The organism is Bacteroidota bacterium (genome assembly GCA_013360915.1).
In the GTDB taxonomy this organism is placed as follows: domain Bacteria; phylum Bacteroidota; class JABWAT01; order JABWAT01; family JABWAT01; genus JABWAT01.
In genome coordinates, this window is sequence record JABWAT010000018.1 from 12,213 (window position 1) to 36,941 (window position 24,729).

13 protein-coding genes are annotated in these 24,729 nt (G+C 49.7%); all 13 read right to left on the minus strand.

Annotated elements, in window-relative coordinates; genetic code table 11:
- Positions 1-5 precede the first annotated feature (5 nt).
- Positions 6-1,985 (minus strand): cellulase family glycosylhydrolase, encoded by a 1,980-nt coding sequence (locus HUU10_13555; protein ID NUQ82634.1) that lies wholly within the window; start codon positions 1,983-1,985, stop codon positions 6-8.
- Positions 1,975-4,830 carry an aryl-sulfate sulfotransferase gene (locus HUU10_13560; protein ID NUQ82635.1) on the minus strand — a complete coding sequence of 952 codons (2,856 nt, stop codon included), beginning with the start codon at positions 4,828-4,830 and terminating at the stop codon, positions 1,975-1,977. The genes HUU10_13555 and HUU10_13560 overlap by 11 nt, the downstream gene beginning before the upstream one ends.
- A gap of 10 nt (positions 4,831-4,840) precedes the next feature.
- Positions 4,841-7,309 carry an aryl-sulfate sulfotransferase gene (locus tag HUU10_13565; GenBank protein ID NUQ82636.1) on the minus strand — a complete coding sequence of 823 codons (2,469 nt, stop codon included), beginning with the start codon at positions 7,307-7,309 and terminating at the stop codon, positions 4,841-4,843.
- A gap of 10 nt (positions 7,310-7,319) precedes the next feature.
- Positions 7,320-8,525 carry a cellulase family glycosylhydrolase gene (locus HUU10_13570; GenBank protein ID NUQ82637.1) on the minus strand — a complete coding sequence of 402 codons (1,206 nt, stop codon included), beginning with the start codon at positions 8,523-8,525 and terminating at the stop codon, positions 7,320-7,322.
- Between the two features lie 92 nt (positions 8,526-8,617).
- Positions 8,618-10,210 (minus strand): hypothetical protein, encoded by a 1,593-nt coding sequence (locus HUU10_13575; protein ID NUQ82638.1) that lies wholly within the window; start codon positions 10,208-10,210, stop codon positions 8,618-8,620.
- Positions 10,211-10,632: 422 nt separating this feature from the next.
- Positions 10,633-12,909: a beta-glucosidase BglX gene (gene bglX, locus HUU10_13580; GenBank protein ID NUQ82639.1), complete on the minus strand. Its 2,277-nt coding sequence runs from the start codon at positions 12,907-12,909 to the stop codon at positions 10,633-10,635.
- A gap of 337 nt (positions 12,910-13,246) precedes the next feature.
- Positions 13,247-14,704: a glycoside hydrolase family 30 protein gene (locus tag HUU10_13585; protein NUQ82640.1), complete on the minus strand. Its 1,458-nt coding sequence runs from the start codon at positions 14,702-14,704 to the stop codon at positions 13,247-13,249.
- A complete protein-coding gene (locus HUU10_13590) occupies positions 14,701-15,333 on the minus strand; it encodes an alpha/beta hydrolase (protein NUQ82641.1) in 633 nt (210 codons plus the stop codon). The genes HUU10_13585 and HUU10_13590 overlap by 4 nt, the downstream gene beginning before the upstream one ends.
- Before the next feature lie 442 nt (positions 15,334-15,775).
- A complete protein-coding gene (locus tag HUU10_13595) occupies positions 15,776-17,248 on the minus strand; it encodes a sugar MFS transporter (protein NUQ82642.1) in 1,473 nt (490 codons plus the stop codon).
- Between the two features lie 33 nt (positions 17,249-17,281).
- Entirely contained in the window at positions 17,282-19,519 is a 2,238-nt protein-coding gene (locus tag HUU10_13600; GenBank protein NUQ82643.1) for a glycoside hydrolase family 3 C-terminal domain-containing protein, read from the minus strand.
- A complete protein-coding gene (locus HUU10_13605) occupies positions 19,516-21,858 on the minus strand; it encodes a T9SS type A sorting domain-containing protein (GenBank protein NUQ82644.1) in 2,343 nt (780 codons plus the stop codon). Before HUU10_13605 ends, HUU10_13600 begins: the two co-directional genes overlap by 4 nt.
- Before the next feature lie 11 nt (positions 21,859-21,869).
- Positions 21,870-23,696, minus strand: a complete 1,827-nt coding sequence (locus HUU10_13610) for a family 16 glycosylhydrolase (GenBank protein NUQ82645.1) — start codon at positions 23,694-23,696, stop codon at positions 21,870-21,872.
- Positions 23,696-24,721, minus strand: coding sequence for a PorV/PorQ family protein (locus HUU10_13615; protein NUQ82646.1), 1,026 nt, complete (start codon positions 24,719-24,721; stop codon positions 23,696-23,698). Before HUU10_13615 ends, HUU10_13610 begins: the two co-directional genes overlap by 1 nt.
- Positions 24,722-24,729: the final 8 nt, after the last annotated feature.

Sequence of the window (24,729 nt, forward strand, 5' to 3'; positions counted from 1 at the left end):
CTGTGTTATCGTTGCAGAACAATCCTGGTGGTCCGGACTGCAGATCCGGCCGTCAGACGGATCAGATACAACCCGGAGGCCAGGCCATCTGCATTCACCTGAACATCGGTTATTCCTGCGGGCAGCCTGTCATCGCGGAGATGACGAACCACCTGCCCGGTTACCGAAACCAGATCAATCTGGACTCTTTCGGAAACCGGCAGGGAAACACGGCACATGGTAACCGGATTGAACGGATTGGGCCAGGCTGGTGACAGTCCGATCCCGCCAGGCAATTCCTGATCTTCCCCGACCGACACCATGGTTTTCTTCCATTCCACCCAGTTCAGGTTAAAACCACCAATTAACGATTGCAGTTTCAACTCGTGGGTTCCGGCTGGGATGGTCACATTTCCGGCCGATTTGGTGGTCCAGGTTTGCCATCCACCGGTTGAAGGCATGGTAACCGGAGAAACCAGTGAAAGTCCGTTGAGGAAAATGCGAAGATAGCCACCACCGGTTGCACTGGCATACCGGATTGTCATCGGACCGGTAAAAGCTTCCGGAACATTGATGGTGTACGTCATCCAGTCATTGGCTTCGATCCAGCCGACATTGAACCCATTGGTTCCACCAGAGACATCCGTACAGATTTCAATATCGACCCCATCGTTCCGGTACTGATAGCCATTATTGGTTGACTTTCCACCACTGATATTCTGATAAACCTCGTCCATCCAGGCAACCCCATAGGGTCCCATGTCGTAATCGGTGGCATGAACTTTTCCGGGAAGGGTAATCTGCGCATAAGGTACCCGGGTTGGCGATTGCACCTGTCTGAACATGGCATCGGGCACATCGGGCCGGAACAAACAATTATCAATTTTAAGTGCGTCGGCCTGCTGCATCAACCAGGTTTTGGCAGTGGTGACCGATGGCTTGGCCGACTGTCCGTTCCAGTATTTTAACAGGTTTTCCCAACCTGTTGTGATTGGTGAGGAGTAAGGTGCGGAAATGGTTCCGATTTTCTTATGAGGCCACCAGCTCCAGCCAATGTTGTTTTTCTCGAATAAACCAATTACCGACGTAAACCAGGCATTGGAATTTTCACCCGACTCGCCGCACCAGAGAGGTGCATTCTGGGTCTCCGAAATTTTAATCAGATAATCAATGGTCCCCTTGGTAACATCATTCCAGTATTTATGGAAAGAGTAGACTATTTTATCATCCCATTTCGGCGTGAGTCCCGAAAAATCGGTGGCATACCAATTTCCCTCGATAAACAAAATGTGAGTGGTATCAATCTGCCGGATGGCATTGGTGATGTCGATATACAGATTCCTGAGCGGAACGTTACCGGGTCCGAGATCGGCTGCCGGTTCATTCAGCAGATCATAGCCTCCCACCCATGGCTCGTCTTTGTAGCGCTGAGCCAGCTTTTTCCAGATTTCGACAGTACGCTCTCGGTGTGCCGCATCCTGCCAGAGCCGGGCTTCGCCATCACTATCCGATATCGGACCCGGATTCTGCGCCCCCGGTGCGGAATGCAGATCCAGAATAAGGTACATGGAATTCGCCTTGCACCAGGCCAGACAGGAATCAATTTGAGCAAAACCGGATTCCAGCCAGACGCCCGGCTGGTTTTTGGGCGTGAGAAGCGGATAGTGCAGCGGAAGCCGGATGGAGTTGAATCCGATGGCCTTCAGCGCGTCAATATCCTGACGGGTCACATAATTCTGATACCAGGCTGCAAAAAACGCATCGGCGCCATCCTCACCGGCCACTTCAACCACTTTGGCCCGTATCTCGGTGGGTGAATTGGCAAAGCCCGAGGTCTGCAGCATGTACCCTTCCGGAAGCAACCAACCGCCAAGTCCCATTCCGCGCAACAGAACGTCGCCCTGATCATTTACAATTTTGCGTCCATCAACACGGAGAAATCCATCAGCAAATAATGACGAAGTGGAAAAACACAAAACGAATAAAACAACTATTTTAACGCGCATAAACAACCTTGACTGCTTCCTGATTATCATCACCTGTAATCCTGATCACATACAAACCGGAACTCCAATCAGTCGCCAGAATTCTGAGAGACTGTTCACCCCGGTTCAGATAAACTTTATCCGGTATGCGAACCTGACGGCCCAGCATATCAAACACAGAAATCTGGTAAACACCTTCACGATTTACCTGCAACTGAAGTGTCGTTTCCGGATTAAACGGATTTGGGTAGACCGATTGTATCCGGAACTTCCTTACGATTCCATCAGTGGGACCTTCAACCGACAGACCTACCGAAAATGATGCATCTGAGCTGTCAGTAATGTCTGGCTGATTGGTATCTGAAACCAGAATTTTGTAAAGGCTCCCTGACTGAAACGACAGTGGAACGGTCCAATACCAGGATCCGGTATTTAAAAGAGAGTCAACTAAAACAGTCACTGCACCGGTCGTTGCATGTTTCAAAAAAAGATTCACGGAATCTGCATCGTTCGATTCCCACTGAATAAAGTATTTTTTGCCGGGAGTCACCGTCTCATTGCCATTTGGTGAAATGATATCTATAAATGGTCCTGTGGCAGAAAACCGGCGAGTTTCAGACCAGTTTCCTTTCTGTTGCTCCCGACTGAATCTGACACGCCAGTACCGTTGTTCACCATTGTCGAGCGGCGGAAGCATATAATGAGTCTGTGTTATGGTTGAATCATTCACCAGCAAACTGACAAATGCAGAGTCGGATGCCACCTGCAGATGACTGACATGAACAGAATGAGTCGATGCCCACCTGAGTCTGACCGGCTCACCAGATAAAACCCGTTTCCCTTCGGAAGGAAACTCCAGAAGAACCTGATCGGAAAGTGGCCGTCCCTCATTCTGCTTATAGAAAATAAACTCTCCGAATGAACCGGTACTGATGGAAAGTGTTTGACTGATCGGTTCTGCAACAGTGGTTACCGGAATAAAAAGACCCGCCCCCCGGCTGTTTCGGTAGGCCACCTTCCACTCACTCACATCAGCAATCCCCAACACCGCTGCATCAAAGGAAATGGAAGCTGAAAAACCAGACAGCCCATTCTGTTCTATCCAGATGCGCCGCGAAAGGACTTCTGGCTGGTTCTGGTCAAAGATGACCGGATTGATGGCGGGTCTGCTTTCGGAAACCACTTTAACATAGTTGTAGTCCAACTGTGCGGAATTGAGCCGGATTGCCACTCCGGTTTGAATGGTCTCATCCCTGAACTCATAGTCGATTCCAGTCACCAGATCATTGATACTCACAGATGGTGGCGTAGGCGGATTGATAAACTCACTTTTATATACACGGTACGACCGGAATCCGATTACCGCGTTTATTTCTGCCTGAATCACTCCTTCCGCATTCACTTCGGTTGCAACGGGTGCCTTGGTGGCCAGATTTGCACTCCCCCAGCAGATGACTGTGTTTCCATTTTCCAGTCGTTGTGCATTACCCTGATTCGCTCCATAGATGTCGGGTTTATTCCGGTATTCCCACACCTTTGTGGCCGTTTTATTCAGTTCATCCAGTTTGTATTCCACCGCTCTGGAAAACTGAGGTTTCGGCCGTAATCCGCCATTATCAAACAACAGAATATTTCCATTTTTCAAAAAATGTCCGTCATGCGGATAGGCGAAGTAGTGAGGGGCGTACTGATCATAATCATTCAGAAAGGTGAATTGATTCTTTTTTCCACCCAGTCGCCAGATAATTTCACCCGTCTGCCTGTTTATTTTAATCAGTTCACTGGTTGTTCGGGCGGTTACCAATAGATGCCCGTCGGGTGTCACATCCAGCGAATTAAAGTGGGTATAATCGACTATCTGCCCAGATAAATCGAGGTAGGAATCGGAGGGAGGAATATAATCCAGACTTCTCCACATAAACACCACATTTCTCTCCGGATCCAATTCCTGAATAATCGAATTCACAACCAGAGCAGACGGATTTCCATTCGATGCATAGCTGCTCAGATCAACCAATTGTGGTTCATAGATGATAAACACATGGTTACCATTGGGAAGTAAAAGGAAATCGTGATTATCTGCCTCATATCCATCAGCAGCCTCAAAGGTTTCTTTAATGGTAAACGAGGTATCAATTACCTGATAGGAAACAGCCCCCCCACCGGTAAAATAATGATCCCGGTAAATGTCGCCATAGGTGTACAATCCATTGTCAAGCGGTTTAAAATTGGTGACCCTCAGCCGGGGAGTGGGTACGATTTTATGAAAGTTTCCATCATTTTTAAGCACATACAAATAATCACCATATCCGCCGGCTACGGGGAAATTATTCGCAAACAGAAACTCTCCGGGTGCTGGATTCCGAACAGAATCAAGAGTGATGGCCGGTATAGGACCCGGTGTTACCAATCTTTCTGATTTTTCAGAAGAGGAAACATCCCAAAAGTCCTGACTGTCACCATGGTCCCTCATCCAATTCGCCATTTTTTCCATTGTTTCCCGATCCATTTCATTTCTGACCGAAAAAGTCCAACTGACCTCTTCCGAAATGTCCGGCCCAAACAGGCGGATCCGGTATGTTTCACCGGACACCAGTGGGGAAACGGGTTTGGCAGTCAGTGTTTTCCGATCCCTGCTGAAGGTTGATCTGATAGTTGTCAAAATTCCTTCTGAGTCGGTCAATTCCATACTGACAGGAACAGTCTGATTTTGAAAACCAACAGGATGTGCAAACCGAACCACGACTGATGTGGTTGACCGGTGGTCGGTGGAACCTGGTTTAGGATATGTATAAACGACAGAGTTGGTTTGCGCCCATAACATCGTATAAAAAAACAGAAGGGAAAAAAACAAAATCGTTTTCATGGAAATCCTTTTACTTGACAAGTATAACCGGAACAGACAAATGGGTTGAATGATAAGATAATCTGACGATATACAGTCCGCTTGACCAACCATTTGCTGTGATCGGAATGGTTTGATTTCCAGAGGCAGAAAAGCTGACATCGGAATCATGCATCATTTTACCGATTGAATCATACATTTTTACTGATACTATTCCGGGCGCCGGAAGAAATACCTGGACAGATGTGGTTGGATTGAATGGATTCGGATAAGAACCAAGCACCCGGAATGATTCTGGTGTTGTAACATCGTTTACTGAAACATAGGTAATATCCTTCAGAACGACATTATCAAGAAACACATCGGCGGAAGAAATTCCGCAGGCAAAAACCAGCCGGGCATTTGGTTCAGAGAAAGCCGGCATTTTAAATGTGTAGGAGTAGTTTTTCCTGACCGTTCCAATTTGAATGAATCCGATTCCGGAATAGTTGGTCCATGGACTGGCTGCTTTTCCAACAATGGGTTCCATGGTTCGTTTCAGATTGGACCAGGCATCAAAAGACAGGCGGTAAGTATGACCAGCTTCCAGAGAAAAATCGGCCTGTTTAAATTCGACACTCCAGGTATTTGGCCCACCCAGTCCGATCTGAATCAGGGCTTCTCCATTCAGGGACATGGCAGAGGCAACCGCGCCATCCCAGGTATCCAGTTTCCATGGGTAGGTATCCGCTGAGAAATCCCCATTAAACAGCATATTCTCACCAGGAACCAGATTACGAACCGCGAGCCGAAGCGGTTCTGACCGAAGGGAAACCGATCCATCGGTCCAGACTCCTTCCACAGAAAAGTAATAAAACGCATTTCCGGGCAACTTTTTGATCAGGTAGGAGGAACCATCGGTTGAATCCAACAGAGACAAGGAAGTCGGGGTGTTTCCAGAATAAATCCGGTAAAAGGAAACCGGTTTTTCGCCGAATAGGTTAAAAATCAGGTTGGATCCCGATGAATTGATTTCACCAAGAACATAGGGCTTAACCGCCTGCCCTTTCCACTTCATTCTGAACGAACGATAGTTATGCGCTGGTGTTGCAAAATTCATCTGGTAAACGACCTGACCGGCGGGCGTCACTTCGGTAATTTTCGGGAGTTCATCAACAGCCCAGGAAATAAACGTATTTCCATTTGGAAGCCGCTGTGCCGATCCCATAAACCATGAGTATAACAAGGGATTGTGCCGGTAATACCAGACTTTGTAAGCCGTCATGGCAGTTGTATCCAACTGATATTCCACTGCCCGTGAGGCTGTGACAGAGTGCAAATTTCCGTTATCGAAAAGGAGGTAACGATTTGGACCGGTTGGCTGGGCATAATGCTGGTAGGTAAAACGGTCCACATCATTGGTGAATGAAAATTGATTGTTCCTGCCACCCAGTCTCCAGATAAGGTCGCCCTGGGGATACCTGATTTTGGTGATTTCATTCAGGTGTCTGCTTGAAATGATCAGATGACCATCCTGATCGATGGAAATGGAATTCATATGAACATAATCGATGTAACTGCCGGTGAGGCTAATTCCATAGCAATCGGTCAGATTAAAATGATCTTCACTCCTCCAGAGGAAGGTGGTAACACCGGCTTCATCCAGTTCCACAATGTAATTTTCCAAAACGGTCGCCTTTGTATTCCCCCCGGGAACAATGGTACTCATATCCACTTCATGATGATATTTGGCTATCATCAGAACACGATTGTCTGGCCTGACCAGAAACTCGTGCTCATCTGTGGATGCTCCGTTTCCAGGTTCATATTTTTTAAGATCCTGGTAAGTTGAATCCATCGTATAAAAAGCCCACGGTTCGAAATAGCTGAGCAGACCGGGTCTCTGAACTTTGAAATCACGGGAATACTCTTTCATACGACGGTAGTAAACCGGCGTCCCATCATTTTTCATGATGATCAGATAGGGAGTTTCCCCAACGGTACTCCAATTATTGGTAAAGACATACCCCGAATCGGTGGGTCCGGTCTGGCTGATAACCATTTCAGGGAAATCGGCGGGAATGCTCACTCCATTAATTTGTCTGATCCGGTTTTCCTTGGACTCGGTAATCCGGGATTCCGGGGATTCACTGCTGATGGTAACCGGGTAAAAAGTTGATAATGAAGGTGCCCCTTCCCTGCCAGTAAAAGTCCAGGTCAACTCATTTATCCCGGGACCGGAAATCAGGATGGAAACTTCTTCACCGTCCTGGTAAGAAACCTTCGGAATCAGGTTTACCGATTTCCGGTCGGTGGAAAACCGGAGGCTGTGAGAAATTTGCCGGTTGTCCCGGCCAGTCAGCCGGATCGTCAGTTTTTCGGGGGAAACAGGATCTGAAAACCGGATAACAACCGGCCAGTTTGCAGAAACAGGTTTTGACTCTTTTACTGGAAAGTTAAACAGGACCGTTACCGGATCTGATTGAATCCACAAGAGGGAGAGTGTCAGCAGGAGGAACATCGGTTACTCATCATGGCATCAACCCCAGTGCTTTCATATATCCTTCATTGACGGTACAAACTTCGGCCCGCATGTTTAAAATGTACTGCTGAAGGGTTTTGATCACGACCTGGCGGTCGGGCCGGTTTTCGCGGATGGCTTTGAAGGTGGACCGGTCCCCATCGGCATATTTCACGATCAGATCCCAGTTTTCAGGCTTTTTAAACTGAACCGGTCCGGCGGTGTCATCCATTTTCTTGTATGGCCAGAAACACCAGGGCACGTTGTTGGCTTCGAGGGTTTTCCGGAACGCCATCACCCATTCATCCGAGTTTTCACCCGACTCACCCATCCAGAGGGGGACGTTGTACTTTTTACTGAAATCGAGATAATCCTGTATGACGGATACATCGGTGGGCGTCCAGTACTTGTGGAAGGTATACGCCAGTTTGTCATCGAAGGGCGGACCGAAGACCGAGAAATTGCTGTTCCACTGGGCGCCACCCAGAAAGATGATGTGGTTTTTATCGTACCGGCGGATGGTGTCTGTCATGCGTCTATAAAGAGGTTCCAGCGTGTGGTTCAGGCTGTCGGCATTGAAGTAATGCGCAAGTGGTTCATTGAGCAGATCGTACCCGATAATGATGGAGCGATTGGCGTACCGTTTGGCAAATTCCTCCCAGATACGGATGGCACGTTCCTGCATATCGGGTGAAGTGAACAGGTACGGATATCCCCAACTGTCATCGATGTTATCGCCGGTCTGACCTCCGGGCGCGCCATGCATGTCGAAGATGACGTAAAGACCCGCTTTCTCGCACCAGGTGAGCAGCTTGTTCATTCTCAGAAAAAATGCTTCGTTGATCGTGGCAGGTCCCGACTCATTCATCACCAGCCGTGAATTAAACGGCACCCGAACCGAGTTAAAACCCAGTTTTTTTATCTGCTGGATATCCAACTCAATGATGTATGAGTCCATGAAGGCTTTCCAGAATTTTTCTGCCGCTTCCGGACCGATCAGTTCGGTAATCACCTCTTCAATTTTCCGGGGAGAGGTGGCCTTTTCGAATTTGAACATGTACCCTTCGGGAAGCAGCCAGTTACCCAGGTTAACCCCTTTCAGAAACAGAGGTTTTCCATCGGGACCGATAAATTCCTTGCCTTTAACCGTCACGAACTGGGCCATGACAGACAGATGAAACACAATTAAAAGTCCGGTCAGTATCCACTTTGCCATTGAGATTCCTTTAACAAAACTTTCAAAATTAATTACCTGATCCGCGAGTCCGGTACCAGCCCGGAATTTCATCTCGCCAATCCGCCATCTGGTCAGTTTGATTTACTTTCCGGAACAAGCCACTGCTGGTATTCCCCGGGTGACAACCGGGTAGTTCCAGCAAGGACCGGAACTTTCCAGGTCTGATTTGCATCCATCAGGATCAGCGTGAAAGGTTCCGTTGCCTCAACTCTGATTACCGGCATGGCAGTAACCGACACCCTTCGATCGGCAACAAGCGATAATGATCCCTCTCCGAACGGAATAGCATTTACCCCATGTTCATCAATTCGTGTCAATGTCCAGGTAACGGTCCTGTTCAGTGCATCTGGTTTGATTCCAATGACATTTTCGATGAGCAATTGAATGGGGCCACAGCCGGACCATCCCACAAAATCGGGCTTGGACCACCCTCCGCGGGTGACCTGTTCGGCTGAATAATTTTCCCAGATGGTACCGGTCGATTCGAACACTTTCACCATGCCATCCAGATAGGCACCAACTGCATGCGCCGCGAATTCGCGGGTGGCACGGACCTGCGGGTAGCGATCCAGTCCTTTCAGCACCATGACGTTGGTGGGGGCCCAGACCGATCCCAGCCAATATTTCCCATCGGCTTCATAGGCCGGATGATTCTGTGCCAGAGAGGGAAACGGGATGGGTCGCCAGAAAGTCTGTGGGTTTCTGAGCTCATCGAGCATTTTTTCAACCTGATGATCGGATGCAACCCCAGCCAGCATCGGCCAGAAACCAGCGATGGTTTTTACTTTTACCTGCTGTCCAGCATCATCAAGGTCGTAATAAATCCGGTCCTTCTCATTCCACATCAGTTGGTTGATCACCCCGCTGATGGAATCGGCTTTTGCCCGAAAGGCCAGCCGGTCCTGCTGAAGATTCAGAACGCTGGCCATGGCGGAAAGGGCATCATACATCAGCACCATCTGGGCCGACATATCCACCCAACCGGAACCGGAACGGGGCGTGTTATCCATGCCAGACCCCAGACCGGTATTCCAGTATAATCCATGAGCCGTTCCCTGTTTTTTTCTGTTTTTCTCCAGCCATTCTGCGTACTTCACCAACACCGGAAAGACATCCTTTATCCTGCCGGACCGGCCGTTCAGCTTCTGATATTCCAATTCTGACCAGGCAAACAAGGGTGGATTGACCGCATGCAGGGATCCTTCGAACCAATACTCAAATCCGTCGGCTTCACGCAATTCACGGTGTATAAATCCATCTTCCCATTGTCTGACATAAAAATTGTCGAAGGACCGGATGGATGGAAAGAGGTGATGGGCGTACCGGGCAAATTCGATCATGAAGACGGTATCCCATTGAAAAATCTGTGGCGCGAAGGCTTCATCAATGAAGTCGGAAACAAACGGTGAACCGGCGGGCGGGCGTTTAAAATGAGTGAATGCCAGTTCCCAGGCTTTCCAGTACAGTTTCAGATAATCCTGCCGTGCAGGCAGAACCGGTTGAGGCAACCGGTCACGGGAACCGGAAAAGTCAGGAATGTTGGATGGAGTGTAAACCGACTTGTTAAAATATTTGCCCCGGAAGGTGGTTTTCATTTCATCCGGATTCTGCGCCAGCAACCCAACCGGAAGAAGAGACAGGAAGATTATTGTACTTAATTTCATCTGTTTATCTGATTTTTATTCAAATTCTTCCGATCGTTCGAATTGACCGTTTGGATTCCTCCGGGTGACGGTTGTTCCAATTCCGGGAACTCGTTTCGTCGTGCAGCCAGTAAGCCAGGTGGCATTTTTAAAAAAAGGAAAAATCGTATAAAACCATTCATCCTCTTTTGTATTTGATGTCAGGGCTGCGCCCCTGAAAACCAAAGCGCTGTTTTTTCAATCACCAATCACAAATCACTTGAATTTCTGATCACTGATTTCTTGTATTTTCTCGTCACGCGTTACGGGTTCCTGTCACTTGAAAAAACCTTGTCCCTTCGATATCCGTCAGAGCCGGACATTCAGAACCTCATCCTTGTGGCTTCGAACGCCTCAGCCACCGGATTCGGCACTCAGGGTCCGGGTTTTCCCGTCCCCACTTCTTATTTCAAAACAAATCCGGCTTCCTTCACATCGCGTGAGTTTCCCCCGGCAAAGACCTTAAAGTCTCCCGGTTCTGCTACCAGTTTCAGATCGTAATTGTAAAACTTCAGGGTTTCTTCGGTGATGGTAAAGCGTACTTCCCGGCTTTCACCCGGTTTCAGGTAAATTTTCTCGAAGCCCTTCAGTTCTTTCACCGGACGGGTAACCGAACCGACCAGATCACGGATATAAAACTGTACCACTTCATGACCGGCCACAGAGCCAGTATTGGTCACGGTCACCGTTGCTGTGAGCGATCCGCCCGAGGTTAATTCCGTACCGGACAGGCGGAGATCGCTGTAGGAAAAGGTGGTATAGCTCAGCCCGAATCCGAAAGGATACAGCGGATCATTGGAAACGTCGAGGTAATTCGACCGGAATTTCTCGAACCATCTGCCGGGTAAAAGCGGGCGGCCGGTGTTTTTATGGTTGTAGAAAATCGGTACCTGCCCGACATTCTGCGGAAAGGTCATCGTCAGTTTTCCGCCCGGATTCACATCGCCCAGCACCACATCGGTCACAGCATCGGCTGCTTCACTTCCGCCAAACCAGACATTCAGAATGGCCGGAACGTTCTCCTGTTCCCATTTCAGTGCCAGCGGGCGGCCGGTAAAGAGAACCATGGCAACAGGTTTTCCGGTTTTGATCAGCGCTTCGAGCAATCGCCGCTGATTGGAAGGCAGTTCAATATCGGACCGGCTGGAACTTTCCCCGCTCATTTCGGCCGCTTCTCCCATCACTGCCACCACCACATCGGCCTTTTCGGAGGCCTTTAGTGCATCGGCGATCAGCTCTGCTTCCGGACGGTTATCGCGACCGGTCGGCTTGCCAAAAATGCTGACCCGTGCTTCCAGCGCTTCTTCGGCATACACATTGGCACCCTTGGCATACAGGATATTTTCGGCACCAAAACGCTCGCGAAAAGCCGTCAGCACCGATTTATTACGGGAATACTCGGCTGCGACCGACCAGGTTCCGAACATGTTTTCGCCGGCATCAGCCAGCGGACCCACGAGCGCCACCCGCGAGGATTTTTTCAGGGGCAGAATGGACTTATCATTTTTCAGCAGCACAAAACTGGAAGCTGCAATGGCGCGGGCTTCCTTGCGGTTAGAATCGGTATACACTTCGGTTTTGGCCCGTTTCGGATCGCAATAACGATAGGGATCTTCGAATAATCCGAGTTTGTATTTCGCCTCCAGAATCCGGCGGCAGGCCTGATCAATCTGAGCCTCGGTAATTTTACCTTCCTTCAGTGATTGCTGCAGGGTCGTCAGCAGGCCTTCACCCACCATGTCCATGTCTATTCCGGCATTTAAGGCAAGAACGGACACCTGCTGAAGGTTTCCCATGCCATGATCAATCATTTCATTGATTCCGGTGTAATCGGTCACCACAAATCCGCCAAATCCCCATTGTGTTCTAAGAACATCGGTCATCAGCCATTTATTTCCGGTGGCAGGAATGCCATCCACTTCGTTAAAGGAAGCCATTACCGAACCAACTCCGGCATCGACTGCCGCTTTGTAAGGAGGAAAATACTCGTTATACATGCGGTAACGGCTCATATCGACCGTGTTGTAATCGCGGCCGCCATCGGGCGCACCATATAAAGCATAGTGTTTCACGCAGGCCAGGATGGTATTATTTGCCTTAAGATCATTTCCCTGATAGCCGCGCACCATGGCTTTGGCAATTTCACCTCCGAGGTACGGATCTTCCCCGCTGCCCTCAGCAACACGGCCCCATCGCGGATCACGCGACAGATCAACCATGGGTGAAAACGTCCACGCGATGCCATCGGCGCTGGCTTCCTGAGCTGCAATTCTTGCAGACCGCTCAATGGCTTTTAAATCCCACGTACTCGACAGGCCCAACGGAATGGGAAACACCGTCTGATATCCGTGAATCACATCCATCCCGAAAATCATGGGAATTTTCAGACGGCTTTCCTCAACAGCCACTTTCTGCACGGCCCGTATTTTTTCGGCGGATTTAATATTAAACAAACCACCAACCTTACCTTCTTTGATTTTCCGTCCGATATCCGAGTTCGAAGCCTGACCGGTAACAATGTCACCCGAACCGGGCAGATTCAGCTGGCCGATTTTCTCTTCAAGTGTCATTTTCTTCATCAGGTCGCTGATAAACTGATCCATTTTCGGATCGGCTTGCTGGGCAACACCAATGGTGAGGCCGCCCAGGATCAGAAGGATGGTTGCTGCAAGTGTTTTCATGGTCTCCTCTTTAGTCAATTTGGTGAATAGTGAATGGTGATTGGTGATTAGAAAAACCCGGTCACTGCATTTCGAAAGGCTAAATGACCAATCGAAGGGTCAGAGTTTTTCCAGTGACGAGTAACGCGTAACAAGTGACTGGAAAAAACAATGATTGGTGATTAGAAAAACCCATCAATTGACCCTCTCCCCTTCCCTTTCGGCAGAGAGGAAGTATTTCCGTCTTCCGTCTTCTGTATTCTGTATTCTGTATTCTGTATTCTGTATTCTGTATTCTGTATTCTGTATTCTGAATTCTGTCTTCTGAATTCTGAATTCTGACTCCTGTCTCCTCTCCTTAATACACATACGTCTGCATGGCATGCGCAGGAATCCGGGTCTGGGACATTTGCGTGCCGGCATGCAGTTTAAAATCAATCGGGTTGTTGCTTCGGTTCATCACCACGGTAATCATGCTGCCATCGGTATTCCGGAAGGTGGTTGCCAGCAGATGACTGCGGCTGGTTACGGTGCTGATCCGTTTTGCACCCGGCCGGATGAATTTGCTGAAATGGCCAATGTAATAATACGTCGGCGTGTAAATCACCTCACCCGTTTTGGTATCACCATGAATCGGAGCGAAACAGAAATTCTGCACGTGGTTCGGCCCTCCGGTTTCATCGAGCACAATATTCCAATCGGTCCAGGCAACGGTTCCGTTGTTAAAATCTTCGATCATGGACCGTCCATACCGCTCGGCATTGGGCCAGTACTGATAATGATCGGCCCGGAAACTTTCTGCACATCCCTCGGTGAAAATCAATTCCTTCCCGGGAAATGATTCCTTCACGGCAGCCACGTTGTCGAACATCGGTTCGCCACCAGCCCAGGTTTCATACCAGTGAAATCCGACGCCCCAGACATATTTCGCCGCATCCGGATCGCCCAGAATCACGTTGGCCCGCTGGGTGATCAGGTCGCGGTTATGGTCCCACACGATGATTTTCTTATCACCAAGGCCAGCCTTCACCAGCGTCGGACCCAAATGATTTTTCAGAAAATCCCGTTCTTCTTCGGCCGTGTAAATACAGGATTCCCAGCGTTGAGTCGCCATCGGTTCATTCTGAATGGTCAGACCCCAGACAGGAATGCCTTCCTTTTCATATTCATTGATAAATCTGACGTAATAGGTGGCCCAGGAGTCGTAAAATTCCGGGAGCAATTTCCCGCCGCGAAGCATGTTTCCATTGTCTTTCATCCAAGCGGGAGGGGACCACGGGCTCGCATACAGTTTTGCCGTCCCACCCGTGATTTCCAATGCACGTTTGATCACGGGAATCCGGAATTGCCGGTCATGGTCGATGGAGAAGGTAGTCAGTTCTTTGTCCCCATCCGCCACATAGGTGTAACTTCCCGAGCTGAAGTCACTCGAATGAATGGTGGTCCGGATCAGTGAATAGCCAATTCCGTTTTCGCGGCTGTAATAGGCATTCAGAATCTCGGTCTGTTTATCGGCAGGCATGCGCGAAATCACCTCGGCCGACGCATCGGTAATAGCCCCACCAATGCCAACAAATTCCTGAAACGATTTCTGCGGATTGACAAATACATGCTGTTCGCCTTCCACAGCCTGAATTCCTTCACCGAACGTGAGTGTATCGGTCAGACTCAGCCGGAAATTGGTACTGTCGGCTGTGGTGTAGACGGTGGCCTGTTTAAAATCAGCCACCAGGGAAGATTCCTGCTTTCCTGCACAGGAGATTAAAACAGGCAGAATCAAAAGAGATAACAGTCGGAACGGTGTATGAGTTGTCATGGTCTTTTCTGCTCCATCATCCATTCATAAATTGTCGGGTTGTTGTAAGTTTCTGTCCAGGAATCGTGACCCGCTTCGGGGTAAATGGTAAACTGAACATTTCCGCCGAAGGATTTGATGGCATCCACCATGTCCTGCGATCGTTTGATATCCACCACCGGATCTTTTGCACCATGGAATACCCAGACCGGCATGGTACCGATTACCCGCATGGCACGGGGTTCGCCACCACCACAGACCGGCAGGGCGGCTGCAAATTCCTGCGGGTATTTTGCGATCAGATCAAAGGTCCCGAATCCGCCCATGGAAAGACCGGTGACAATGATCCGCTTTTCATCGACCCGCAGAGATTTCTTTAATTCCTGCAGCAGCGACATGAGGTCTTCGGCATTCCACCACTGTCCGTCGGGACATTGCGGAGAGACCAGAATAAAGGGAAAGGATTTCCCTTCTGCAGCCAGTCTGGCCGGACCGTGGATTTTGACCTTTTCAATGTCATCGCCGCGTTCACCGCTTCCATGAAGGAACAGTACCAGTGGATAGTCTTTATCTGATTTCTGATAGTCATCCGGCAGATACAGCAGGTATTGCATATTCAGCATCCGTGTTACAGGAGTACTGATCTTCATCGCCTGTTGCCCGGTAAAAATCGGACCTGTGGTACCGCACCCGGTTATCAGCAGGAAAATCAATGCCAGTCCGGCAAGAATTCGTATCGGTTTCATTGTTTGCAACTCCTGTATTTACAGATATTTATATCTGCTATTCAGTTAAAAGTTAAGGGTTAAAAGTTAAAGGAGTTGGCAAGTGGTTCCCTGACCTGGCTTGGATGGGAGTTTGCAGGTTACCCATCACAAATCAGTCGCATTTTCTTATAACTTCTAACTCTTAACGGGAAAAACCCGGTGGTTTAGAGAACCTCAACCTCCGGGTTTTACTGATCACTGGTATTTTCTCGTCACTCGTCACAGGAAAAACCCTTGTCCCTTCCCCGACTTCATCGGGGTAAACTTTCACCTCAGGGTCCGGGTTTTTCTAAGCCCTCAACCTCCGGTTTTTTTCAATCCCTGCTCACGATTTCCCATTCACCACGACATCAATTTTGTAACCTTTGAATCCGTAGAAAATGATGTACAGGTAGCAAAGGAGCGGAATGAAAAACGCATAGTGCAGCGTGATGGCATCGGCAAACAAGCCCTGAACAAACGGAACAACCGCACCGCCGACAATGGCCATGCACAAAATGCCCGATCCCTGTGCGGTGTGTTTTCCCAATCCGTCAATGGCGAGGGTGAAAATGGTCGGGAACATGATGGAGTTAAACAGACCGATGGCCAGAATGGACCACATGGCCACTGCACCGGTGGAAAGAATGGTGACCAACAGAAGGGCAGAGACGATCGTGGCCATCACGCCAAGGGTGAAAGCCGGTTTGCCCTTGCCCAGCCAGAAACCGATCAGATTCACGCCGACAAAGACCAGCCAGGTGGCCGAATCGGTCCAGTTGCCGGTATTGAGGTAGGCCAGAATGATGGCACCCACCAGAACGGCCGCAATGTAAAGGGCGCGTGTGGTCTGGTTTTTTACATCAGAGAGCAGCATGGAACCCAGAAAACGACCAATCATGGCACCACCCCAGTACATCGAGACATATTTACCGGCTTCCTGTTCGGTAATGCCTGCGATGTCGGGTTGGCTGAGGAAATTCACCAGATAGGAGCCGATGGAAACTTCACCACCCACATACACGAAAATGGCAACTGCACCGAGAACCAGATGTTTATATCCCCAGGCACTTGAAAAGGCATGATCATAATGTCCGCCTTCACCAGCCGATGACGGTTGTTCAGAGGGTTCAATTACGGGCAATTTGATAAACACGAAAGCAAGGGCAATGAGAAACAGAACCGAAGCAAGTAACAGGTAAGGACCCTGTACTGAAGCTGCTTCCATCAGACGCCAGGCTTCAAAATCGGCCGGAGGCATGGCTGCAATTTCTTCGGTGGTCTTGGCAGCAGCCGACAGAATCAGAAGAGAGCCAAACCAGGGAGCCAGCGTGGTTCCCAGCGAATTAAACGACTGGGTCAGATTCAACCGGCTGGAAGCTGTTTCCGGGCGGCCGAGAATGGCCACATACGGATTGGCCGCCACCTGCAGAATGGTGATTCCCCCCGCCAGAATGAACAAAGCAGTCAGAAACAACGGATAGGAAAGAAACATGGCGGCCGGAAAAAAGGCCAGACATCCGAGACCCGTGATGACGAGTCCAATGATGATTCCTGCTTTATACCCGGTTTTCTTCAGCAGCGCACCGGCCGGAAGAGAAACCACAAAATAGGCGATGAAAAAGCTCACCTGAATCAGGGAAGCCTGAGTGTAATTCAGGGTAAAAACCGCCTTCAGGTGAGGTACAAGAATATCATTCAGACAGGTGATGAATCCCCACATAAAAAACAGCGAGGTCAGGACTGTGAGGGCAAAATTATAGTTCTGATTCGATGACTGATTGGAAGTCATAGTTGCGGAGGGAGCAGTGGAAGCCATGATGAATCCTTTTTAGCTATCAGTTGGCGGTCGTCAGTTGAGTAAAGTGATGGTCTCGGCCAGAGAACCGGTCATGACCCGGAAGGTTCCCGGATCGGTCCTTGGCTTGTAATCGGGTCCGGTATATTGAAAAGCATCGGGTGCCAGAATCAGGGTAACGGTCTGTGACTCACCCGGTTGCAGAAACACCTTTGCAAAGGCTTTCAGCTGGCGGTTGGGTCTCGAAACCAGGGCTGCTTCATCCTGCAGATACAACAGGACCGATTCCTTACCTGCCACCGTTCCGGTGTTTTTCACAGTGACCGACACGGTCACGGTTTCTCCCTGCCTGAATTCCTTCTTATCCACCGTCAGCGCAGAGGTTTCGAACGTGGTGTAACTGAGACCATGTCCGAATGGATACAGCCATTGCGGAGACTGACCGTCATACACCTCGAGTGGTTTATAGTCATAGGTGGAATGTCCGTTCACCGATTTCGGATAAGTGAAAGGCAGTTTTCCATCCGGATTGTAGGTTCCGTAGACCACATCAGCAATGGCACCTGCGCCTTCCATTCCGGGTAACATGCCCAGAATAACGGCACGGGACTGATCAGCGAGTTCAGTAATAACCCGCGGGCGTCCCTGAAGCATCAGAAGAATGACGGGTTTACCGGTTTTAAACATGGCCTCTGCCAGCTCTTTCTGGGCCTTATCCAGATCGAGGGAGGACAAATTTCCCGGCGTTTCACAATACGCCTTCTCACCCAGACAAAGCAGAATGGCATCGGCCGAAGCGGCCTTTTTCACAGCCTCACCGATATTAACCGCCTGCTGAAAGGTTGTGCCTTCCGCATAAGTGATTTTTCCGCCTGACTGTTCCTGGAACGCCTCCAGAATGGTATGATTGGACTGATCGAGCAGCGCCTCATTATCACCCTGCCAGGTTCCCGTCCATCCGCCGTTCAGCACCTGAAGCAGGTTGGCCGTCGGTCCGGTGATAAGAAGACGGGTATCCTTTTTCAGCGGCAGCAGATTGTTTTCATTCTTTGCAAGAACGATCGATTCCCTTGCAGCCTGCCGGTTGGCTTCGCGTGATTCAGCGGTGGCAAAACGGGCCTTCAGGTCGGGATTGGGATATGGATTGTCGAACAGACCAGAATCGAACTTAACCTTAAGAATCCGGCTAACCGCTTCATCGATTCGTGATTCAGGAACCTCACCCGACCGGACAAGTCCGAGCAGAATGGTGTAGAAACTGAAATCATAAGGAACCATGCTCATATCAACACCGGCCATGACCGCCATTTTCACCGCTTCTTCGGGAGAGGCAGCCACTTTATCGCGGGTATACAGCCGTTTAATGTCTTCCCAATCGGAAACTGTAAATCCGGTAAAGCCAAGTTCGCCACGCAGAATGGTGTTGAGATAGTGTTTGTTTGCATGACCCGGCATACCATCCACTTCACCCGAATTGAGCATCACAGTCGGAGAGCCAGCCAGAACACCGGCCTGGAACGGAGGTAAAAACACATCACGCAGCAGTCGTTCACCAAAATGAGCCGGTGTGCGATCCTTGCCATTGAACGGCATGGAATAGCCGATATAGTGTTTCAGACAGGTGGGAGCCTTATCAGGCTGACTGTAATCATCGCCCTGATGTCCGCGGATGTAGGCGGCACCCAACACTCCTGCCAGGTAAGGATCCTCGCCATAGGTTTCCCAGAAACGGGACCAGAGCGGTTGCCTGCCGACATCGAGCACCGGATAGAAATTCCAGGTCATTCCGCTGGCTTTCATTTCCACGGCGGTGATGGCTCCTTCTTTCTCAGCCAGTTCAGTATTGAAAGTCGCGGCCAGATTAATGGCCTGCGGGAACAAGGTTCCGCCTTTGGTGTACGTGGTTCCGTGAATGGCATCAATTCCGTAAATCACGGGAATTTTTAACCGGCTTTTTTGGGCGGCATCCTGCACAGCCGTCATCATCTTATTCCAGGTTTCCAGATCCTGCGCCTTGTTGTATGGGGTGTTCAGGATGGACCCTACATGGTACTTCAGAATGGCGGTATCCAATTTGGCCAGATCAATGGGAAATCCGTCATTGTCGGCTTCTGGTTTACCAATCACATCGAAGGTGACCTGGGTCATCTGACCGATCTTTTCTTCCAGTGTCATCCGGGATAGCAGATCGGCTACGCGGGTATCCTGGTTAGGGGCAGAACAACCTGCCATCACGCCGGTGGCGAGCAAAATTGTACTCATCGCTTTCATTTTGATAAGGGTCCCACTCATTTTAATAAAACCATTTTTCCAGTAGCAGTTTGTCCGCCGGCGACCAACCGGTACAAATACATGCCCGAGGCCAGGGGATATCGCTGCCTGCCGGCATCGAACAGGACCTGATGCTCACCGGCTGGCTGAAACTGGTTCACCAGGGTTCCCACCAGCCGACCTGTGTTGTCATAAATCTGCAGCGAGACCGGGGAACCCACCGGCAGTGAATATTCAATGATTGTGCCGGGATTGAACGGATTCGGATAATTCTGATTTAAACGGATCTGTCGGGGTTGTTCCGTTTCTTCCACAGCGGTATAAACTGGCTGGGTGGTGGCATACACAGAGTAACGCGTTTTCAGATTGGTCAGAACCGATTTGGCGGTGGTCCGGTCCATCTGATACAGACCCATGCTCTGAAATCCATCGGGAAGCGTATGGGTGTACCAGTCAAAAACGGTCCACCAGGTGGCAGCCATCAGCGCATTGGTATCGATCACGGCACCGGTCCTGCTGCGGGCCGAATACGCTTCGAAAGCCGGAAACGTCCCGTTGAAAATGTTGGTCTGGACACCCTGTTCCTTGTGGTCTTCCCTCGACCAGCGGCCATACTCGGTATCCACAATCGGTTTTCCCGGGTGAAATTTCATGGCATTGGATAGGAATTTCTTCGTATCCTCGGTGATGGTTCCGATGGATCCGTAGAAAACGCCGTAATACATGGTCCAGCCGGCCACATCCACCGCATGCTGACTGTCATCATGCGGACCCGGGCGGTCCGAGGCGGCTGATTGGGTGGTTAACCGGCCATCAGGATAGAGGGTATCCAGCTCATTGTCCATGGCTTCCATGAAAATTTTACGGTTCTCCACATCGGCACATTCATTGGTCAGGCTCCAGAGCAGAATGGAAGGACGGTTATAATCTCTGAATACCATTTCCCGGAACATCTGTCTGTGGATCTGCCGGCGTTCATTCTGAATGATCCACGCCTCGGCATGATCGAACCACCAGACAGGTATTTCTTCCATCACGGCCAGACCGATCCGGTCGGTGTAGAGATAGGTAAACGGATGGTTCGGGTAATGAGCCGTCCGCAGCATGGTGGCATTGGTCGATTTGGCAATATCCAGGTCGGTCTGAATCTGAATCACCGGCATGGAGCGACCATACACCGGATGATCTTCATGCCGTGCCACCGATGCAAAAAAGGTGACGAGCGAATTCAGCAACACTTTATTTCCGTTGGTTTCGAAGGTGCGGATACCAAATTGGGTATAAACCGAATCTCCCAGATCGGTTTTCACTTTCAGGATGTACAGATTCGGATATTTAGGGGACCAGATTCTGGGCGTCGGCACCTGAATGGTCGTCGTGAGAACCGAAAAGCCATCCTCTGTGAAACCGGGTTGTTCCGAAAATCCACCGGTCGCTACCGGACTGCCCGACACCAGATCGGCCGGGCGGCTGCTCAGCTTATTGGCCGGGGTTACCTTGGCTTCATAGACTTCCCAACTGATTTCGATGGGTTTTAACGGAAGGACCATGGCAGGATTGTCGAGAAAAACCTTCAGATCACAATTGCCCTGCAGGTCGAGGGGTTTGATATCGGCTCTGGCAATAAAAATTCCCGGGCGGAATTCGATCATTACATCATGAATGATGCCGGTGTAATTAAACCAGTCCGGTTTTGTGTAGGGGACGATGTCCTTCCGTTTTCCCCATTCCGGATTATCCACCCGGACGGCGATGGTGTTTGTACCCGACACAATGTGGGGAGACACCAGAAAGGCAAAGGGCGTGAATCCGCCTTCGTGATAGCCAACATGGGTGCCATTCACCCAGACATCGGCCACATAATTCACCGACAGAAACTTTAAAATGACTTTCTGATTCACCAACGAATCGGGAACAGTGAAAGTCCGGCGGTACCAGACGCCATCTTCATAATACTCGGGCCGTTGCTGGTAGCCATTCATGGTGTTTTCGACGGCTGGCAGAGTCTTGGTTTCCCATGCAGAATCATCGAATTCAGGCAGGTGAGCGCCGCCTCCTTCTGTTTCCAGTGCGTCAATCGCTGTCGGAGTCCGGTCGAGCAGGGTAAGTGCATCGTTGGCGGCAAACCGCCATTTTTTCCAGACACCATTCAGGGAAATGGTGGGCCGGAGCTGTTCTTCGAAATTGGGAAAGATCCGTCCGTTCTGGACCGGAATGGTCACCGACTCCTGAGCGGAGAGGGAAAAAGTGGCTTTAAGTGTGGCTTCCTGTGCACTGGCTGAAGCAACCATCGCCAGCCCAGACAGGCTCAACAAACCGGTCAAACGTCCAAACCGGTTAACGAACGAGTCCTTTTTCATAGTCAAACCTGTTATTTAATAAGTAGCATTGGTTTTACCGCGGTGAAAGTCCCCGATTGTAACCGGTAGAAATACACACCGCTGGCAAGGCCAGAGGAATTGAAGGGAAGGTTGTATACACCGGCTGCCTGCCATCCGTCTGCCAGCGTATCAATCAGACGGCCGGTTACATCGAATACCTGCAAGTTGACCTGGCTGTTCTCTGGTAACTGATACCTGATCACGGTATTTGGATTGAACGGATTCGGATAGTTTCCGTGCAGAATGGGAGTCATGGGATTACCGGTTTCATCTTCCACACTGGTCAGAGTTCCGGCATAATCGATCTGAAGTCCGGAAAGAATGGTCTCACCGCGGTTCGCGGAAAAATGGATATCCAGCACGCCATCGGCCACCGGAACGTTATTGAACGTGTGAGTCCAGGCTTTGGAATTTCCCACCCGGTCATACAGGTCAATGTCGGATTCTTTAAAATCGGCCGATTCCACTGTTACATCGAACACCCGCTGATTCCGGGCCTGATGTACTTTCTCGGCTGCCATCAGCGTCACGTGATACTTCCCTTCCGGAACCTTCACACGGTATAAAACAATAGCCGACTGATCGGTCTGATACACCGAATCGAGGTCGGTGTTCCCAATGGCGTTGGTGTATGCACGCTGACGGCCATCGGCATAACCGAATGGCTGGGTGAAGGAATAATTACGGTCAGCCTGAAACCCGTTCGATGCTTTCAGGGATCCCACATCAATTTTCAGAGGAAAGAGATTACCACCGGTTTTAACAGCTTGTTTATTGGTCAGACTCATTTTGTTCGGCGTCGTGAACCGGTCGGTGACGTTCTGAACAATCACGTTATAGGTTTTGGCCGGATCGGGCATGGTGGTCACCAGCGTGACAATGGATGGATCGATGGGGTGCAGGGTGGCCGATTTAACGGTTAACCCTGGGATTACATAATTCCCTTTGGTTTCGGCGGTGGTCTTCGTCACCCATTCACTGAATCGTACCGTGATAACCGTATCCTGCTGTGTCAGTTCAAGAACCGAAGGGGCAGCTGTATCGCGGTAGCCGGTCACCGTCGGATTGGTCAGACTCAGCACCAGATAACCATTCTGAAATGTCACATTTTCGGTGATGAAATCGGAATTGTTTCCGTTCCAGGTATGGGTTCCTTTTTCCCACCGGGATTCATCGAAGCTGTCGAATGGATCTTCCCAGAGAAACGAAAAATTATTTCCCTCGCCTGTGGTTCCGGTTCCGGGAGTGTAGGAGTAGACTTTAATCCAGTCATACCAGGAAAAGGCTGGCAGGGAGGCGGCCGAAAAGGTTCCCACCCAATCGGGATATGCCGGATTCCAGGTATTCATCATCAGCTTCTGGGCACGGGTAAGGGTCTGAATATGACTGGCGGTTTGTTTTCTGACCATGACACCATCAATGTACCAGGACACGTACGTGGGAGTCCACTCAATGGCATAGGTATGAAAATCGGCCGCGGGATCGAAGGAGGTAAACACCGAACTGACGTGATTGACCTGATTGGGGGTGATGGTGTTAAACTGTACGGAATTGCGGTACCGTCCGACAATTTCAATATCAATTTCGTTCCACTTTCCAGAGGTCCATGGATCCTGTGGCGTTCCATCGAAATACGTAAAAAAAGTGGAGAGCACTCCCTCAGCCGGGGTGGCTTTCATCCGGATTTCGAAACGCCCATACAGAAAGGCTTCTTTGGTACGGTATTCGGCACCTTTGAAGTCCTTTGAGAAGACAGGAACGGCCGGAAAGAATCCGGCCGTAAGGAAAAGAAGAAGGATGAATGATTTCCGAGTCATCAGAATGAGAGACCGAGTGTAACTTTTTGCGTGTTATTTAATCGTCCGAAGTCAGCAAAGGCATAATTCAGGTGAACATAAATGTTCCCGGTAATCATCTGTCTTACTCCTGCGCCAAAGGTAAACCCTTCTTCGGTATCAGTCAGGAACAATGATTTATATCCGCCCCTGAGAAACAGAAACTCATTGTAACTGTATTCGCCTCCGAGATTGATACTTTCGTAGTCATTGTTGGGGTGTGCAGCATCGGCAGCCACCGTTAACCTGGTGTAATCTCCCTTGAAAGCATCCCAGCTCACGCCCATTCTGAAGGTCAGAGGAAGCGGAAATTCATCTGTATTGATATTGGTTGGTAACTTATCATTATTCCCCGAGTTATCCGGATCCGGGTCATACAGGGCCAGCAGAGATCTTCCTGTTAATTTCATATCGGTCCCGAAGTTGGTTATCGACATACCAAGTACCATATTATCAAACGGAGTGATGTATTTTACCCCGATATCGATGGCCACTGCCATGGCACTGGTATTCCATACGGACTGATAAACCAATTTCGGATTAAATCCAATATCAAATTTATCGGTCAGTGAGACAGCATAAGCCAGGCTCATCACGGCATCCATTGCACTGAATAACTGACCATTTCCATCAGGTTCATCAATGGTGGTTACTTCCATGTCCCCGTATTCTGAAGCTGTATAACTGAATCCGATGGTACCTGCACCACCCATGTTATAAGTGGCCGCAAAATAATTATAGTTTACATCCGCAAGCCACGAGGTATGATCGAACAGCAATTGGATCCCTTCCAACCTTGCCAGACCAGACGGGTTCCAGTACATGGCGGATGGATCATCGGCCTTTGCGACAAAAGCTGAACCCATTCCGGTTCCGCTTGCCCCCATGCTGATACCCAGAAACGGAGCGGCTGTACCTCCCCGTTTTGAAATAACATCTGAATATTGTGCCAGAACCGGAACTGAGGCCAGAACAGCCAGAAACGTCAGTGTAAAAATCTTTTTCATGTTCAACT

What these genes read in the sequence shown, in the direction of transcription:
- HUU10_13555 (NUQ82634.1), bottom strand. Translation starts at nt 1,985, where the DNA reads ATGCGCGTTAAAATAGTTGTTTTATTCGTTTTGTGTTTTTCCACTTCG.
- HUU10_13560 (NUQ82635.1), bottom strand. Translation starts at nt 4,830, where the DNA reads ATGAAAACGATTTTGTTTTTTTCCCTTCTGTTTTTTTATACGATGTTA.
- HUU10_13565 (NUQ82636.1), bottom strand. Translation starts at nt 7,309, where the DNA reads ATGTTCCTCCTGCTGACACTCTCCCTCTTGTGGATTCAATCAGATCCG.
- HUU10_13570 (NUQ82637.1), bottom strand. Translation starts at nt 8,525, where the DNA reads ATGGCAAAGTGGATACTGACCGGACTTTTAATTGTGTTTCATCTGTCT.
- HUU10_13575 (NUQ82638.1), bottom strand. Translation starts at nt 10,210, where the DNA reads ATGAAATTAAGTACAATAATCTTCCTGTCTCTTCTTCCGGTTGGGTTG.
- bglX (NUQ82639.1), bottom strand. Translation starts at nt 12,909, where the DNA reads ATGAAAACACTTGCAGCAACCATCCTTCTGATCCTGGGCGGCCTCACC.
- HUU10_13585 (NUQ82640.1), bottom strand. Translation starts at nt 14,704, where the DNA reads ATGACAACTCATACACCGTTCCGACTGTTATCTCTTTTGATTCTGCCT.
- HUU10_13590 (NUQ82641.1), bottom strand. Translation starts at nt 15,333, where the DNA reads ATGAAGATCAGTACTCCTGTAACACGGATGCTGAATATGCAATACCTG.
- HUU10_13595 (NUQ82642.1), bottom strand. Translation starts at nt 17,248, where the DNA reads ATGGCTTCCACTGCTCCCTCCGCAACTATGACTTCCAATCAGTCATCG.
- HUU10_13600 (NUQ82643.1), bottom strand. Translation starts at nt 19,519, where the DNA reads ATGAGTGGGACCCTTATCAAAATGAAAGCGATGAGTACAATTTTGCTC.
- HUU10_13605 (NUQ82644.1), bottom strand. Translation starts at nt 21,858, where the DNA reads ATGAAAAAGGACTCGTTCGTTAACCGGTTTGGACGTTTGACCGGTTTG.
- HUU10_13610 (NUQ82645.1), bottom strand. Translation starts at nt 23,696, where the DNA reads ATGACTCGGAAATCATTCATCCTTCTTCTTTTCCTTACGGCCGGATTC.
- HUU10_13615 (NUQ82646.1), bottom strand. Translation starts at nt 24,721, where the DNA reads ATGAAAAAGATTTTTACACTGACGTTTCTGGCTGTTCTGGCCTCAGTT.